Source organism: Candidatus Foliamicus sp., assembly GCF_965221325.1.
Taxonomy (GTDB): Bacteria; Pseudomonadota; Gammaproteobacteria; order Steroidobacterales; family Foliamicaceae; genus Foliamicus.
Window position 1 is genome coordinate 1,077,220 of sequence record NZ_OZ244880.1, and the last position, 15,006, is coordinate 1,092,225.

The window sequence follows — 15,006 nt, forward strand, 5'->3', positions numbered from 1 at the left end:
CCGATCATGTTCTTTCGCAAAGCAGCCTAGCCGCTTGCTTGCTTGGCAGGTTCTAATCAGCGTGTCTTATCTGTTCACATCACAGCGGGATTTACCGAGTTTTCGGCATCTTCAGGCCGAGCCCTTATCGGGCGCGCTAGGCGCCACCATTCGCGGGGTGAAACTGGCCGACGACTTGAAGCAGGACGTGATCGACGAGATTTACGCTGCGCTGCTGGAATTCAAGGTGCTGTTCTTTCGCGACCAGGAGATGACCGATTCACAGCATTTGCGGCTGGCGCGGAAGTTCGGCATGCCGCAGGGGCCAGGCTCCATTCCGCAGGTGTCGGGCTATCCGATGATTCGTCTGCAGCGCATGGACGAATATCAGAGTATCGGCGGCGACGTGAACTACCACACGGACGATTCGTTCCGCGACTACCCGTCGCGCATGTCCATTCTGCGCGGGTTGACGATGCCGTTGGGCGGCGGCAACACCATCTGGTGCGACATGGAGAAAGCCTACGCGAGCTTGTCCGAGCCGATGAAATCGTTTTTGGAGGGCTTGACGGCCGAGCATAGTCTGGCCAAGAACTTCGGCGCGGGCATTCTGGAAAGCGGCGGCGCGAAGGCCTACGAAGACATGATGAAGCGCAATCCACCGGTAAGGCATCCGGTGATTCGCGTGCATCCGGAAACGGGCCGCAAGTGCCTCTACGTGAACCAGATGACTGCCGCGCGCATCCTGGAGTTGAACAAGGACGAGAGCGACGCCTTGCTGGACATGCTGCTCGAGCACAGCTATCAGGCCGAGAACGAATGCCGGTTTTTCTGGCGCGACAATTCGGTGGCGATCTGGGACAACCGCTGCACTCAACATCGCGGGATCAACGATTTCTCGCCGGCGTTTCGATTGATGCACCGCATTCCGATCATCGACGACCGGCGCCCGTCGCTGACGCCGGAAACTGAGCCGCGGCTCGCATACGACAAGAATGCAGACTTTGTGCGGGTGGAGGAACTGTTCGTCAACAAACCGGAGTTGACCTATCCGGTAGCAGGCGAATCGGCTGCGACCGGGGGCAGCCATGATTCGCAGGAGGAATCGGGCAACGGCGTCGCGCAGCCGACGGACGAATATGCCGTGGAGGTAGATCCCAAGCTCCTGGCCAAGCTCAACCGTAACCGGCATGGCCTGGTCTTCACGCCGGGCGCTGCGGCGCAACTGAAGAGGATTCCCGCCATGTTCCGCGGTGCGGCTATCAGCGCGGTGATCACGGAAGCTCGGGAGCTCGGATCTTCCGAAGTCAATTTGGCGGTGCTGGACGCCGTCCAGGCCAAGCGGCGCGGAGGATGAAAACAGCCCGCTCCGCGTTGCGCCCGAGCCGGTGCGCCGCCCGCTTGCAAGGCAAGCCCACGCGGCCATGAGTGCGACCGCTTCCAATCCTGCAGGCCCGCAGAGCCCCGCAAGCTCGCGGTTTCTCTGGGTTGCGCTGGCCGAGGGCTACCGGCCGCGCAACGCGCTGGGCGTGTTGCTGGCGGGATTTTCGGTAATTCCGCTGCTCGGCTTCATGGGGTTGATCATGCCCTACCTGCTTGAGGAGGTATTCCGCATTCCGGCGCAGGAACAGGGCAGGCTGACGGGGCAGTTGACAGTGCTTCAGGAAGTGGTGGTGCTGTCGTTGATGGGCGTGGTGGGCGCCGCTTCCGACAACCTTGGCCGGCGCGTGATCATGATGACCGGCCTGAGCCTGGTGGCGCTTGGCCTGCTTTTGTATCCGCTGGCCCAGAACGAACTGCAGATTTACGGCTTCCGGGCCGTGTTCGCGCTGGGCGCCGCTACGGCTCCAGTAATGTACGGCGCCTCGGTTGCCGATACGCCGGCAAACCGTTCGCGTGGATTGTTCCTGGGCTTCAGCAGCATCGGCACGGGCGTAGGTATGGTGCTGATGTCGCTCACCATCGGCAGGCTGCCGGAATACCTGGTGGGGCAGGGCGTGAGCGCCGAAACCGCCGGGATATACACGTGCTGGTGCATGGTGGCTTTCGCCGTGATGGTTGTATTGATGGTGCGCCTTACCTGGCGCGGCGGGCGCGTTGCAGCCAGCGAACCACGCCGGTCGGTGTTGCGGAATCTGGGCACGGGTTTTTCGGAGGCGGCCAAGAACCCGCGCATTGCCTTGGCTTACCTCACGTCGTTCGCCTCGCGTGGCGATCTGGTGGCGATCGGCATATTCCTCTCGCTATGGGTCGTGCAGGACGGCAAGGACGCAGGGCTGAGCACCGCCGAAGGCCTCAAGCGGGCAGGAGTGATGTTTGCCGCGATTCAGTCGGTGGCGGTTCTGTCCTCGGTGCTGATCGGCCGCTTCGTGGATCGAATCAACCGGGTTTGGGCGGTCTGCATCGCGTTTGCGGTCGCCAGCGTGGCCTACTTCGGCATGGCGCTGGTCAAGGACCCCTACATGAACTCGGCCTTGCTGGTTTGCGCGGCGGTGGGCGTGGGCGAGATCTCCGCCATCATCACCGGCGGCGCGCTGCTTGGACAGGAAGCGCCCAAAGCCCGCCGTGGCGCGGTGGTGGGCGTGTTCGGACTCACCGGCGCCCTGGCCATTCTCTGCACGAGCTATGTTGGCGGCATCGTGTTCGACGAAATCAGCCGCAAGGCGCCGTTCGCGATGATGGGATTCGTGAACCTGACGGTGGTGGTGGCGAGTGTGCTGGTGCTGTTGCGCGCGCCCGGCATGTCGGCGAAAGAGGTTCGCGCTTCGTCCTGATAGCGCATGTTCAGGGCACATCTTCGTTTGCTTTCGGACCTGCCGGGGTGCAGTAGTCGTTCGATACACTTATTGGCGCGCCGATTCTGGTTGCGGGATCGGCCTGCTTTATCGGCCACGCAGTATCCGAGGTGCTGCCGGACCGTCGGCGTCCGGCCAGTCCGGCGCAATGATCGAAATTCCCCGTTCCGACATGGGCGGCTATTGTCCACTACCCGTGTTGCACGCGCTATACAATGCAAAACGCAATGGCCGGTCGGATTGAACGCGCTTACCGGGAATCGCCGCTGTTTGCGAGCAACGCGCCTTACGTGCATGCGCTGCATTCGGCTTGGCGCGCCAATCCTGACGACGTAGCGCCACACTGGCGTGATCTGTTCGAGAGCATTGAGGCAGGGCGTGATTTGCCCACCCGCTTGCCGAATGGCGGCGCCGCCGCGCCCGCCGGCAACGGGCGTGCCGCGCCCGCGCTTTGGCCGGCCGCCGCCAAGCAGGGCGCGGTGGTGCGGCTGGTGCAGCTCTATCGCCTGCGGGGATATCGCGCCGCGCGCGTCGATCCTCTGCAACTGAACTCCAATCGGCGCTCTCTGGTGCTAAAACTGGAATACGTGGGGCTCAGCGATGCGGACCTCGACACCGTCTTCCATTCCGGCAGGCTCGGAGGCGCAGCCAGCCGGCCCATGCCGCTGCGCCGCATCCGGGAGCGGCTCGAACAGGTCTATTGCGGTGCGATCGGTGTTGAAATGGCGCACGTTTCGCGGGCCCGCGAACGCTTGTGGCTGCGTGACCGGGTGGAAACGGCGATGCTGGGCGCTCCTCCGCCACCCGCCGTCAAGCAGACCATATTGCGCGAACTGATTGCCGCCGAAGGCCTGGAGCGTTACCTGCATACCCGCTACGTAGGCCAGAAACGCTTCTCCCTGGAAGGCGGGGACAGCCTCATTCCCATGCTCTACGAACTGATCCAGCAGGCCGGCGCCAAGGGCTTGCAGGAAATCGTGATCGGCATGGCGCACCGGGGTCGCATCAACGTGCTGGTTAACGTGCTGGGCAAGGCCCCGCAAACCCTCTACGCCGAGTTTGCCGGCGAGGCCGAACCGCTGTCGGGCGCGTACGGCGATGTGAAGTACCACATGGGGTTCTCATCCGACGTCACCACTCCGGGGGGCACGGTTCACGTGGTCCTGGCATTCAATCCATCGCATCTGGAGATCGTGAATCCGGTGGTTCTCGGTTCGGTGCGCGCGCGCATGGACCGCCGCCGCGATAGCCAGGGCGACGAAATCCTTCCGATCCTTATCCACGGCGACGCAGCGGTGGCAGGGCAGGGCGTGGTGGCGGAAACCCTGCAGCTTTCGCAGGCCCGCTCGTTCGCCACCGGCGGCGCCGTGCATTTGATCGTAAACAACCAGATCGGCTTTACCACCAGCGATCCGCAGGACGCCCGCTCCACGCCCTATTGCAGCGACGTTGCCAAGCTGATCGAGGCGCCGGTGCTGCACGTTAACGGCGATTCGCCGGAAGCTTGCCTGGCTGCCACGCGGCTGGCTCTCGAATACCGCCAGACTTTCCATAAGGACATCTTTGTGGATCTTGTCTGCTACCGTCGCCACGGCCACAACGAAGCCGACGAGCCGGCCGCCACCCAGCCTCTCATGTACGCGCGGATCCGCAACCACCCCACCACGCTTGCGCAATATGCGCAGCAACTGGTGGACGAGGGCGTCGTTAGCGAACAGGAAATCAAGTCGCGCAAGGCCGATTACCGTCGCCGGCTGGAGGCGGGAGACCCGCTCCCCGAAGCGGCCATCGGCATGGTCGGCAACGCATTCACGGTGGACTGGGACGCTTATCGTGCGGCCAACCCCAACGCGCCGGTGGATACGGCGATTGCCGCCGAGCGGGCGGCGGAATTGGGCGAGCGCCTGGGAAGCGCGCCCGACGGCCTCAAGCTGCATCCGCGTGTCGAGAAGGTGGTTGCGGACCGCTTGTGCATGGCCCGCGGCGAGCAGGACATGGATTGGGGCTTTGCCGAACTGATGGCCTACGGCAGTCTGCTCAAGGAAGGTTTTCGGGTACGCCTGACCGGTCAGGACAGCCGCCGCGGCACTTTCTTCCACCGCCATGCCAGCCTTATTGATCAGCACAGTGGGCGCGCGTATTCGCCGCTCGACGACGTGGCCCCCATGCAGGGTGCGTTCAGCATTACCGACTCGCTGCTCAGCGAAGAGGCGGTGATGGCATTCGAATATGGCTATTCCACGACCGATCCCGATTGTCTGACGATCTGGGAAGGCCAGTTCGGCGACTTCAGCAATGGCGCCCAGGTGGTGATCGACCAGTTCATCGCTTCCGGCGACACCAAATGGGGACGCATGTCGGGCCTTGCGCTGTTTCTGCCCCACGGCCAGGAAGGCGCTGGCCCCGAGCATTCCTCGGCGCGTCTGGAACGCTTCCTGCAGCTCTGCGCGGCAGGCAATATGCGCGTCTGCGTACCTTCCACGCCGGCGCAGATTTTTCATCTCCTGCGCCGGCAGATGCACAACCAGGCACGGGTTCCGCTGATCGTGCTGACGCCAAAGAGCTTGCTGAGGAACCCGCTTTCTTTCTCGCCGCTGGCCGCGCTCAGCGAGGGCCGATTCGAGCCGCTCATCGACGAAATCGATGAACTGGAGCGCGTGAATCGCCTCGTGTTATGCACCGGGAAGCTGTATTTCGACCTTCTCGAAGCGCGCCGCGAAGGCGGCGTGAAAGATGTGGCTCTGGTACGCATCGAACAGCTTTATCCGTTTCCGGGCGACCTGCTGCAGGTCCTTCTTGAGCGCCATGGCGACGTGGAAGACATCGTATGGGCGCAGGAGGAGCCAAAGAATCAGGGCGCCTGGTACCGTATCCGGGCGCTGCTGGAGAGTGCGCTGGGCGCCGGGCAGCGCCTGACTTACATGGGCCGCGCTGGCGCTGCGTCGCCGGCGCCGGGATCCTTGCAGTTGCACCGGCTGCAGCAGTACGCCATCGTGGAACAGGTGCTGAAGCGCGACAGAAGAGGCGGGGGAGCATGAGCAATACGATCCAACTGAAGACGCCGGAGTTGCCGGAATCGGTCGTCGACGCGAAGGTGCTGGTTTGGCACAAGGCGCCTGGTGAGTCCGTGGCGCGGGACGAAAATCTCGCCGACCTCGAGACCGACAAGGTGGTGCTGGAAGTGCCTGCGCCTGCCGACGGATTGCTTTCGGAAATTCTCGCCGAGACCGGTACGGTCGTGAACGCCGGTACCCCGCTTGCTGTGTTTCAGCCAGCCGCGGCCGGCGACCTTGCCGAAACTTCGCCTGCCCAGGCTGACCAGGAGCCGAGCGGCCCGGCAGCGCCGGGCGAAGCGGCGGCCGGCCAGGAACAGGCGCCTGTTTCGGTCTCGCCTGCGGTTCGGCGGCTGCTCGAGGAGCACGACCTTGATCTCAGCGCTATAAGGGGCAGCGGCAGGAAGGGCCGGGTGCTGAAGCGCGACGTGCTGGCCGTTATCGGCGCCGCTTCGGGCGCGGAAACGGCGTCCCGGGTGGACGAGCCGGAAACGGCCGAAGCCGAGGTGGCCGCAAGTGTCGAAACGCCGGCTGCCCGGATGCAGCCAACCCGTGGTGAGCGCCGCGAGACCATGAGCCGCTTGCGCGCCCGGATCGCCGAGCGCATGGTGGCGTCGCAGCGCGAAGCGGCCATGCTCACCACCTTCAACGACGCCGATATGAGCGCGGTGCTGGAGTTGCGCCGCCGCCACGGCGAGGCTTTCGAGGCGCAGCACAGCGCGCGCATGGGGTTCATGGGCTTCTTCGTGGCCGCCAGCGTTGCCGCACTCAAGCGCTATCCGGTGCTGAACGCCAGCGTTGAAGGCGACGAAATCGTATATCACGACTACTACGACATCGGTGTGGCGGTGTCCACCGAGCGTGGGCTGCTGGTTCCGGTGTTGCGCGACGCCGGCGGGATGGGTTTTGCCGCAGTCGAAAAAGCGGTAGCGGCGTTTGCCGAAAGCGCTCGCAAGGGCACGATCGCCTTGGACGATCTGACCGGTGGAACCTTCACGATCACCAACGGGGGCGTGTTCGGATCGCTGATGTCCACGCCCATACTGAATCCGCCGCAAAGCGGCATTCTCGGCATGCACCGCATCGAACAGCGTGCCGTGGTCGTGGACGGCGAAGTCGTGGCTCGTCCGATGATGACGCTCGCCCTCAGTTACGACCACCGCATCGTGGATGGCCGCGAAGCCGTACTGTTTCTGGCCGCGGTCAAGAAAGCCATTGAAGAACCGGCCTCCCTATTGTTTGAAATATAGTCACGAAAAGATATAAATGTCTGATACATATGATGTTATTTTTGTTGGCGGAGGCCCCGCCGGCTACGTGGGAGCGATCCGCGCCGCGCAGCTCGGCATGTCGGTGGCCTGCGTGGACGACTGGCGCGACGAGCAGGATCAGCCGGCCCTGGGCGGCACCTGCCTGAACGCCGGCTGCATTCCGTCAAAGGTGTTGCTCGAGTCCTCGGAGCTTTATCACCGCTCCCGGTCCGAGTTCGCGCGGCACGGCATCCTTATCACGGACATTCAGCTCGACCTTGATGCCATGCAGGATCGCAAGCGGCGCATCGTCAGGCAACTGACTTCGGGCATCAACGCCTTGTTTCGCGCCAACGGCGTAACCGCCATCGAGGGGCGGGGGCGCTTGCTGGCCGGGCGCCAGGTGGAAGTGACAGGGCGCGAAGACAAGACTCGGCTACTGCACGCCGAGCATGTCGTTCTGGCTGCCGGTTCGCGCCCTGTCGAACTGCCGATTGCCCCGTTCGATGGCGAGTTCATTGTCGATTCCGAGGGCGCCCTGGAATTCAGTCAGGCGCCGCCACGGCTGGGTGTGATCGGCGGCGGTGTGATCGGCTTGGAACTGGGCAGCGTCTGGAACCGGCTGGGCTCCGAAGTCACGATTCTCGAGGCCATGGATCGTTTCCTGTTCATGGCCGATAGCCAAGTGGCCCGCGAGGCGCAGCGCCAATTCAAGCGCCAGGGCATGGATACGCGCCTGGGGGCCCGCGTGGAAAGCGCCCGCCGGGTCGGCAAACAAGTGGAGGTGCGGTTCAGCGACCGCGAGGGCGATCACCAGATCAGCGTTGACAAGCTGGTGGTGGCGGTGGGCCGCAAACCGGCTACCGCAGGATTGATCCACGAAAGCGCCGGAGTGGTGCTTTCGGAAAAAGGCCATGTCGAGGTTGACGAGCAATGCCGCACCAGCGCGGACGGCATATGGGCCATCGGCGACCTTGTGCGCGGCCCGATGCTGGCCCACAAGGGCTCGGAGGAGGGCATGATGGTGGCAGAGATCATTGCCGGCAAATCGGCCGAGGTGAACTATGCGGCGATTCCGTCGGTGATCTACACGGCGCCGGAGATTGCCTGGGTCGGAAGCACCGAGGACGAGTTGCAGAACTCCGGCCAGCCGTACAAGGTGGGTTCCTTCAACATGGCCGCCAACGGTCGCGCCAAGGCCATGGCGCAGGCGGCAGGTCTGGCGAAATTCCTTTCCGATCCGCACAGCGACGCGATTCTTGGCGTTCATGTCGTGGGGCCCATGGCCGGCGAACTGATCCAGGAGGCGGTGCTGGCAATGGAGTTCGAGGCCAGCACGGAGGACCTGCAGCGCACCGTGCATGGCCATCCGACGCTCTGCGAAGCCCTGCACGAAGCCGCGCTGTCGGTGGACAAGCGCGCGATCCACGCGATCAACCGCTAAAACGCCTCCATGCTGGTATCATGGGTGGCCCATGGCGGGGCACTCCAAGTGGGCCAATATCCAGCACCGCAAGAGCCGGCAGGATGCCAAACGCGGTAAGCTCTTCACGCGCCTGGCAAGGGAAATCACGGTCGCGGCGCGTTTGGGTGGAACCGACCCGGCCGCTAACGCCTCTCTGCGGCTGGCCATCGACAAGGCGCGGGCCGCGAGTCTCCCCAAGGACAACATCAACCGGGCCATCAGCCGGTCGGAAAGTGGCGGCGATGGCGCGGACCTTGAGGAAGTGACCTACGAAGGCTACAGCGCCGGCGGAGCGGCCATATTACTGCGATGCCTCACGGATAACCGTAATCGGACGGTGGCCGAGGTGCGCCACGCCTTCAGCCGCTACGGCGGGAACTTGGGCGCCGACGGGGCGGTTGCCTACTTGTTCAGTGAGGTAGCGGTTTTTTCTTATCCGCCGGGTTCGGACGAGACCGCGCTCATCGAGGCGGCGATCGAGGCGGGCGCCGAAGATGTCGTGAGCGAGGATGACGGGGGCATCGAAGTGCTGGCCGATCCACGCGACTTTTCCGATGTGCTCGGAGCCTTGCGCGAAGCGGAACTGCCGCCGGAGAACGCTGAGGTCACCATGCGCGCTTCGCTGGACGCGCCGCTCGACGCCAAGCGTTCGGAACAGGCGTTGAAGCTGCTGGAATACCTTCAGGACCTCGACGACGTGCAGGATGTTTGGACCAACGCCGACCTGCAGGCCGTGGAAGACAGCGGATAAGACCATGACGCAACCGGTCCGGATCATGGGCGTCGATCCCGGTTCCCGATTCACCGGCTGGGGGATTATCGAAAGCATGGACATCGAAAGCCGTTACATCGGCAGCGGCTGCATCGTGTTGCCCCCGGACAAGCCGATGGGACAGCGGCTTACGCAGATTTTTCAGGAACTGGGCGACATCGCGCGCCGTTACTGCGTTGTGGAAGCGGCCCTGGAAACGGTGTTCATGCACAAGAATGCGCAAAGCGCGCTGAAGCTGGGCCAGGCGCGCGGCGCCGCGCTATGCGCGCTGGTGATGGCGGGAGTTGCCGAGACCGCCGAATACTCGCCGCGGCGAGTCAAACAGGCCGTATGCGGTTATGGCGGCGCCGGCAAGGACCAGGTGAACGCGATGGTGGCTAGGCTGTTGCAGCATGACGGCGATCTCGGCGCCGACGAAGCCGACGGTCTGGCGCTGGGCATCTGCCACGCCCACCATCGGCGCATGGCCGAATTTGCCGCCCAGGCCCGCGAGTCCGGCGGGGCGACCGCCGCATGATCGGCTCTCTGCGCGGTAAGCTGATGGCGGTGCGGCCGCCAATGATCCTGTTGGAAGTGCAAGGCGTGGGCTTTGAATTGCAAATGCCGCTCAGCGATTTCTCGGAACTCTCGGGAACCGGCACGGAGGTGAGCGTCGCCACCGAGCTGGTGCAGCGCGAAGACGAACTGGCTCTCTACGGCTTTTGCAAGCGGGCCGACCGCGAGTGGTTTCGGGAATTGATTCGCGTTCCCGGCATCGGCCCCAAGCTGGCGCTGAACATCGTCTCGCAAAGCAGCGTGGCGGAATTCGCAGAACAGGTGGAGGCCGGCGACGTGAAGGCGCTTACGCGGCTTCCCGGCATTGGTCCCAAGACCGCCAGCCGCCTGATCGTGGAACTGCGCGGGCGGCTGGAATCGGTGCCTGGCGGGTCCGAACAGAGTGCCTCAAGTCTGGCGCTGAAGGCGCTGATGGGCTTGGGCTACAGCGCGGTTGAAGCCCAGCGGCTACTGAAGCGGGCGGGTGATCCCGCCGACCGAAGCGTGGAGGAACTGGTGCGTGAAGCGCTTGGCGGAGTGAGCGCGTCGTGATTACGGAAACCGACGAAGGGCGCATCCTCTCCGCGGATCCGCGCGCTGACGAACGCGAACTGGAAAACACGGTCCGGCCCCGCCGGATGAAGGAGTATCTGGGCCAACGTCAGGTCAAGGAGCGCATCGAGATCAGTGTGGCAGCGGCCGTGAGGCGGGAGGAAGCGATGGACCACACGCTGCTCTATGGCCCGCCCGGCCTGGGCAAGACCACTCTCGCTCAGGTGATCGCGCGCGAACTCGGCGTAGGTTTGCGGCATACGTCGGGGCCGGTATTGGAACGGCCGGGCGATTTGGCCGCCCTGCTGACCAATCTGAAGGCGCGTGACGTGCTGTTCATCGACGAGGTGCATCGCTTGAACCCCGTGGTGCAGGAGTTGTTGTATCCGGCAATGGAGGATTTCCGGCTGGATATCGTGATCGGCGAAGGCCCCGCCGCCCACACCATGCGGCTGAAACTCAAGCCGTTCACGCTGGTGGGCGCGACCACGCGCGCCGGACTGCTTTCATCGCCGCTGCGTGACCGCTTCGGGATACAGGAGCGCCTGGAGCTCTATTCCAAAGACGAACTGCGGCGCATTGTGCTGCGCGCCGCGCAGATTATCGGCATATCCTGTACGCCGAATGGCGCCGCGGAGATCGCCGCGCGGGCGCGCGGGACGCCGCGCGTGGCCAACCGGCTGCTGCGGCGGGCCCGGGATTTCGCGGAGGTGCGCGCCGAAGGCAGTGTTAACCGCTCCGCGGCAGTAGCCGCGATGGAGCTCTATAACGTCCACGACAACGGCCTCGACCGTATGGACCGCCGGCTGCTGGGCGTGTTGATCGAGCGCTTCGGCGGCGGCCCGGCCGGCGTGGAAGCGCTGGCGGCCGGCATCGGCGAGGATCGTGGCACGATTGAGGATGTCTATGAGCCGTTTCTGGTGCGCGCCGGCTTTGTCTTGCGCACGCCGCGCGGCCGAGTGGCCGGTCCTGCCGCCTATGCGGCGCTGGGACTCACGAGACCGGGCCGGCAAGGCGATAATCCACAACTGGAAGGCTTGGACAACGGAGGAGAAATGCATGCGGAAGGAGAAACGCGCAAGTGACTGAGGTGGCCGTCAACATGGACTTCTGGGACCTGATCGCGGGCGCTACGCTGCTGGTGCAGATGATCATGGTCCTGCTGCTCGCGGCTTCCATCTTGTCGTGGGTGATCATTCTCCAGCGGCGGGTGGTGCTGAGCAAAGCCGAACGCAACCTGGTCGAATTCGAGCAGGCGTTCAAGCAGCGCGACAGCCTGGAATCGCTGTTCGTTGCGCTCACGCGCAACAAACAGCGCGGCAGTTCGGGCATGGCGTGGGTGTTCGAGGCAGGCATGCGGGAGTTTCATCGCCAGGCCGCGCGCGGTCAGACTGACCCCGAACGGCTGGTCGAGGTGGGCCGGCGCGAGATGCGCCTGGCGCAGATGAACGAAATGGAGCGCTTGGAGAGCGGCCTGGCCTGGCTGGCCACGATCGGCTCCGTGAGCCCCTATGTGGGTCTGTTCGGAACCGTTTGGGGCATCATGAATTCGTTCCGGGCCCTGGGCAACGTCGAATCGGCCACGCTGTCGCTGGTGGCGCCGGGCATCGCCGAGGCGCTGATCGCCACCGCCATGGGATTGTTTGCGGCGATTCCTGCGGTCATCGCCTACAACCGTTTCGCCAGCCGGCTTGGGAACCTCGAAGTGAGGTTCCAAGCGTATCGCGAGGAAAGCGTAACGCTGCTGCGCGAGCACGCGCACTCGGAGGATGCGACGAAATGAGACGGCGGCTGGTCAACGATATCAATGTGGTTCCCTACATCGACGTGATGCTGGTGTTGCTGGTGATTTTCATGATCACCGCGCCGCTGCTCACGCAAGGGATTCGCGTGGATCTGCCGCGGCTGGCGGCCGAACCGCTGCCGCAGGAACTGATTCGCGATAACCGGCCGCTGGTATTGACCGTCGATGCCCAGGGGCAGATGTACCTGAACATCGGCGAGGATCCCGAACAGGCGCTGGAATCGCCCGTGGTGGTGGCCCGCACCGCCGCTGTGCTGACCCGCAAGCCGGAAACGCCGGTGCTGGTGCGCGCCAGCGAGCAGTTGCCGTATGGCGACGTGGTTGCCGTGATGGGCTTGTTGACCCGCGCCGGCGCCGACAAGGTCGGGCTGGTGACGCGGCCTTTGCCCAGCGAGGAGTGATGAGCCGCCCCGCCGAATCGACTCGACGCGCTCCAGCTCGCCAGCGGCGGCAGGGCGATACGCGGCCGCCCGGGGACAATCCCGCCAATGCGCCGCTGCCGCTGCTGAAGCCCTGGACCTTGTCGGTGAGCGGCCACATTCTGGTCGCGGCGCTCATGCTGGTCGGTTTCGCCGGGCGGATTGAACCCGAGGTTCCCGCTTTCGGCACCATCGCGATAGACGGGGTGGTGTTGGATGACGAAGCCGTGCAAGAGGAGATTCAGCGCCTGGATGAAATGGAGCGGGCCGCCGTCATCCAACGCGAACAGGAAGTCGACCGCCTGCGCCGGCAAATTGAGGAACAGGAAGCGCGCAGTCGCCGCCAGCAGCAGGAACTCAGTGCTCTCAGCAGCCAGACCGAGGAAGCTCGGCGCGCGTTGGGCGAACAGCAAAGTCAGGCCAGCCGGCAGCTCAGTGAAATGCAGCAGCAGCAGGCGCAGGAACGCCAACGGCTGGAACGCATCGAGCGCGAACGTGCGGCGGAGGAAGCACGGGCCCAGGAAGCGCGGGCGGAGCGCCTTAGGGCCGAGGAAGAAGCGCGCCGGCTTGCCGAGCAGGCCGAGCAGGCGCAGCGCGAGCTGGATGAAGCGGCGCGCAAGCGGCGGGAAGCCGAGGCGGCCGAGCAGCTACGCCGCGAACTGGCGGCCGAGCGGCGCCGCGATGCGATCGAATCGGGACTTTTGGACCAATACAAGGCGCGTATCCGGCAACGCATCGAGAGCAACTGGACGCGGCCTGTCGGCACTGGCACACGCGAAGATCTCGTGTGGGTGGTTCTGCTGGATATGCTGCCGGGAAACGAAGTGGGCGCCATTCGCTTCGAGGAATTCAATGGAACGGAAACGGACCGCCGCTCCATAGAGGCGGCAATCCGCCGCTCCTCGCCGCTGCCGGCGCCGCCGGTGCCGGAATTGTTCGAACGACAGATCAGGTTGCGCTGGCCGCCGCCGGAGTCCGGCGCATGAGCGTACGGGAACTGCCCGCAACGGCGGCTTGTGCTGGAACGACAGGGGCTACGTTCGCGCAAAAGACTGCCTGCCTTCGCCGGGCCGGTTCGATCAGGGCGCGCAGCCTCGCTCTTGTTGGCGCCGCGCTCGCGCTTGTGCCGCTGTTCGGTTTTGCGCAACTGGACGTGGTCATTACCCGTTCCACGCAGCGCGCGATGCCGATCGCCGTGGTCCCCTTCGATTGGCGGGCGCCGCTGGTGTTGCCCGTGGATATCGCGCGGATCGTGGGGGAAGACCTCGAGCGCACCGGTCAATTCGCGCCGCTTGGACGCGAATTCATGATTACGCGGCCTTCCAGGTTCGCCGAAATGCGTCTGAACAACTGGCGTCTGTTGGATGTGGAGGCGGTGGTGGTGGGCCGGGTGAGCGGAACGGGGGACACTCTCACCATCGATATCGAAGTGGCAGACGTTTACTCTGGGCGCTCGATGATTTCCTACCGCCTGCAGAGCACTCGCGAGGCCCTTCGGAACGCATCGCATCGGATCGCCGATGTCGTGTACGAGGAGCTTACCGGCGCGCGCGGTATCTTCACCACCCGGTTGGCCTATGTGCAGATAACGCCCGGGCGCGAGGAGTTCCGCCTGGTGATCGCGGACGCCGACGGACGCAATCCCATCGTCGTGCTGAGATCCGGCGAGTCCATCATGTCGCCGGCTTGGTCGCCGGACGGCTCCAGGCTTGCTTACGTGTCGTTTGAGACTGGCCGAGCCACGGTTTTCGTGCAGGAAGTGGAAACCGGACAACGCCGGCGTCTGTCGGATGAAGAGGTGGAAAGCAGCGCTCCCGCCTGGTCGCCCGACGGAGGAACGCTGGCGGTGACGCGCACCAGCGAAGGCATCAACCGCGACATCTACGTCTATGCGTTTGACGGCAGCGCACCGCACCGCTTGACGCAGCACCCCGCCACCGACACCGAACCGGCTTTTTCGGCCGACGGCGGAGAGGTTTATTTCACTTCCGACCGGGGCATAGGCCCGCAGGTATATGCGGTGTCCGCCAGCGGCGGGCGCGCGCGCAGGATCAGCTATACCGGCAACTACAACGCCCGGCCGAGGGTGCAGCCGAACGGCAGCCAACTGGCCGTCGTGCATCGGCAGGATGGCAATTTCCGTATCGGTCTTCTGGATCTGCGTGACGAGTCGTTGCGCCTGTTGACCGGAGGGCCGCTGGACGAGTCACCCAGCTTCGCGCCCAATGGCAGAGCAATCATTTTCGGGTCCGGCGCGCCGACAGGCCGTGGATTGGGTGTGCATTTCATCGATAGCGGCGTGACGCGCCTGCTGCGCGCTCCCGAGGGCGTGTTGCGCGAGCCGGCCTGGGGACCGTTTGAAGCAGGCTAACCTATGCGGCTA

The 15,006-nt window shown here is 64.5% G+C and carries 13 protein-coding genes; all 13 read left to right on the forward strand.

What is annotated here, in order from left to right; translation table 11 throughout:
• Positions 1-61 precede the first annotated feature (61 nt).
• The gene (locus ACWCOO_RS04885; RefSeq protein ID WP_446831835.1) at positions 62-1,336 is read left to right on the forward strand and encodes a TauD/TfdA family dioxygenase; all 1,275 of its coding nucleotides are present in this window, start codon (positions 62-64) and stop codon (positions 1,334-1,336) included.
• Positions 1,337-1,403: 67 nt separating this feature from the next.
• Positions 1,404-2,753 carry an MFS transporter gene (locus ACWCOO_RS04890; protein WP_446831836.1) on the forward strand — a complete coding sequence of 450 codons (1,350 nt, stop codon included), beginning with the start codon at positions 1,404-1,406 and terminating at the stop codon, positions 2,751-2,753.
• 248 nt (positions 2,754-3,001) lie between these two features.
• Positions 3,002-5,812, forward strand: a complete 2,811-nt coding sequence (locus ACWCOO_RS04895; RefSeq protein ID WP_446831837.1) for a 2-oxoglutarate dehydrogenase E1 component — start codon at positions 3,002-3,004, stop codon at positions 5,810-5,812.
• Positions 5,809-7,077, forward strand: coding sequence for a 2-oxoglutarate dehydrogenase complex dihydrolipoyllysine-residue succinyltransferase (gene odhB, locus ACWCOO_RS04900; RefSeq protein ID WP_446831838.1), 1,269 nt, complete (start codon positions 5,809-5,811; stop codon positions 7,075-7,077). Before ACWCOO_RS04895 ends, odhB begins: the two co-directional genes overlap by 4 nt.
• A 16-nt stretch (positions 7,078-7,093) precedes the next feature.
• Entirely contained in the window at positions 7,094-8,521 is a 1,428-nt protein-coding gene (gene lpdA, locus ACWCOO_RS04905; RefSeq protein ID WP_446831839.1) for a dihydrolipoyl dehydrogenase, read from the forward strand.
• Positions 8,522-8,552: 31 nt separating this feature from the next.
• The gene (locus ACWCOO_RS04910) at positions 8,553-9,293 is read left to right on the forward strand and encodes a YebC/PmpR family DNA-binding transcriptional regulator (protein ID WP_446831840.1); all 741 of its coding nucleotides are present in this window, start codon (positions 8,553-8,555) and stop codon (positions 9,291-9,293) included.
• A 4-nt stretch (positions 9,294-9,297) separates the two neighbouring features.
• Positions 9,298-9,831 carry a crossover junction endodeoxyribonuclease RuvC gene (ruvC, locus tag ACWCOO_RS04915; protein ID WP_446831841.1) on the forward strand — a complete coding sequence of 178 codons (534 nt, stop codon included), beginning with the start codon at positions 9,298-9,300 and terminating at the stop codon, positions 9,829-9,831.
• Positions 9,828-10,400, forward strand: coding sequence for a Holliday junction branch migration protein RuvA (gene ruvA / locus ACWCOO_RS04920; RefSeq protein WP_446831842.1), 573 nt, complete (start codon positions 9,828-9,830; stop codon positions 10,398-10,400). Before ruvC ends, ruvA begins: the two co-directional genes overlap by 4 nt.
• Positions 10,400-11,485, forward strand: a complete 1,086-nt coding sequence (ruvB, locus tag ACWCOO_RS04925) for a Holliday junction branch migration DNA helicase RuvB (RefSeq protein WP_446832001.1) — start codon at positions 10,400-10,402, stop codon at positions 11,483-11,485. Before ruvA ends, ruvB begins: the two co-directional genes overlap by 1 nt.
• Entirely contained in the window at positions 11,482-12,183 is a 702-nt protein-coding gene (gene tolQ / locus ACWCOO_RS04930; protein WP_446831843.1) for a protein TolQ, read from the forward strand. The genes ruvB and tolQ overlap by 4 nt, the downstream gene beginning before the upstream one ends.
• On the forward strand, positions 12,180-12,605 hold the full coding sequence (gene tolR / locus ACWCOO_RS04935; RefSeq protein ID WP_446831844.1) for a protein TolR: 426 nt from the start codon (positions 12,180-12,182) through the stop codon (positions 12,603-12,605). The genes tolQ and tolR overlap by 4 nt, the downstream gene beginning before the upstream one ends.
• Positions 12,605-13,609: a TonB C-terminal domain-containing protein gene (locus ACWCOO_RS04940; RefSeq protein ID WP_446831845.1), complete on the forward strand. Its 1,005-nt coding sequence runs from the start codon at positions 12,605-12,607 to the stop codon at positions 13,607-13,609. Before tolR ends, ACWCOO_RS04940 begins: the two co-directional genes overlap by 1 nt.
• Positions 13,606-14,994: a Tol-Pal system beta propeller repeat protein TolB gene (gene tolB, locus ACWCOO_RS04945; RefSeq protein WP_446831846.1), complete on the forward strand. Its 1,389-nt coding sequence runs from the start codon at positions 13,606-13,608 to the stop codon at positions 14,992-14,994. Before ACWCOO_RS04940 ends, tolB begins: the two co-directional genes overlap by 4 nt.
• Positions 14,995-15,006 lie beyond the last annotated feature (12 nt).

Coding starts and splice junctions, on each gene's coding strand:
- ACWCOO_RS04890 (WP_446831836.1), top strand. CDS start 1,404: ATGAGTGCGACCGCTTCCAATCCTGCAGGCCCGCAGAGCCCCGCAAGC.
- ACWCOO_RS04895 (WP_446831837.1), top strand. CDS start 3,002: ATGGCCGGTCGGATTGAACGCGCTTACCGGGAATCGCCGCTGTTTGCG.
- odhB (WP_446831838.1), top strand. CDS start 5,809: ATGAGCAATACGATCCAACTGAAGACGCCGGAGTTGCCGGAATCGGTC.
- lpdA (WP_446831839.1), top strand. CDS start 7,094: ATGTCTGATACATATGATGTTATTTTTGTTGGCGGAGGCCCCGCCGGC.
- ACWCOO_RS04910 (WP_446831840.1), top strand. CDS start 8,553: ATGGCGGGGCACTCCAAGTGGGCCAATATCCAGCACCGCAAGAGCCGG.
- ruvC (WP_446831841.1), top strand. CDS start 9,298: ATGACGCAACCGGTCCGGATCATGGGCGTCGATCCCGGTTCCCGATTC.
- ruvA (WP_446831842.1), top strand. CDS start 9,828: ATGATCGGCTCTCTGCGCGGTAAGCTGATGGCGGTGCGGCCGCCAATG.
- tolR (WP_446831844.1), top strand. CDS start 12,180: ATGAGACGGCGGCTGGTCAACGATATCAATGTGGTTCCCTACATCGAC.
- ACWCOO_RS04940 (WP_446831845.1), top strand. CDS start 12,605: ATGAGCCGCCCCGCCGAATCGACTCGACGCGCTCCAGCTCGCCAGCGG.
- tolB (WP_446831846.1), top strand. CDS start 13,606: ATGAGCGTACGGGAACTGCCCGCAACGGCGGCTTGTGCTGGAACGACA.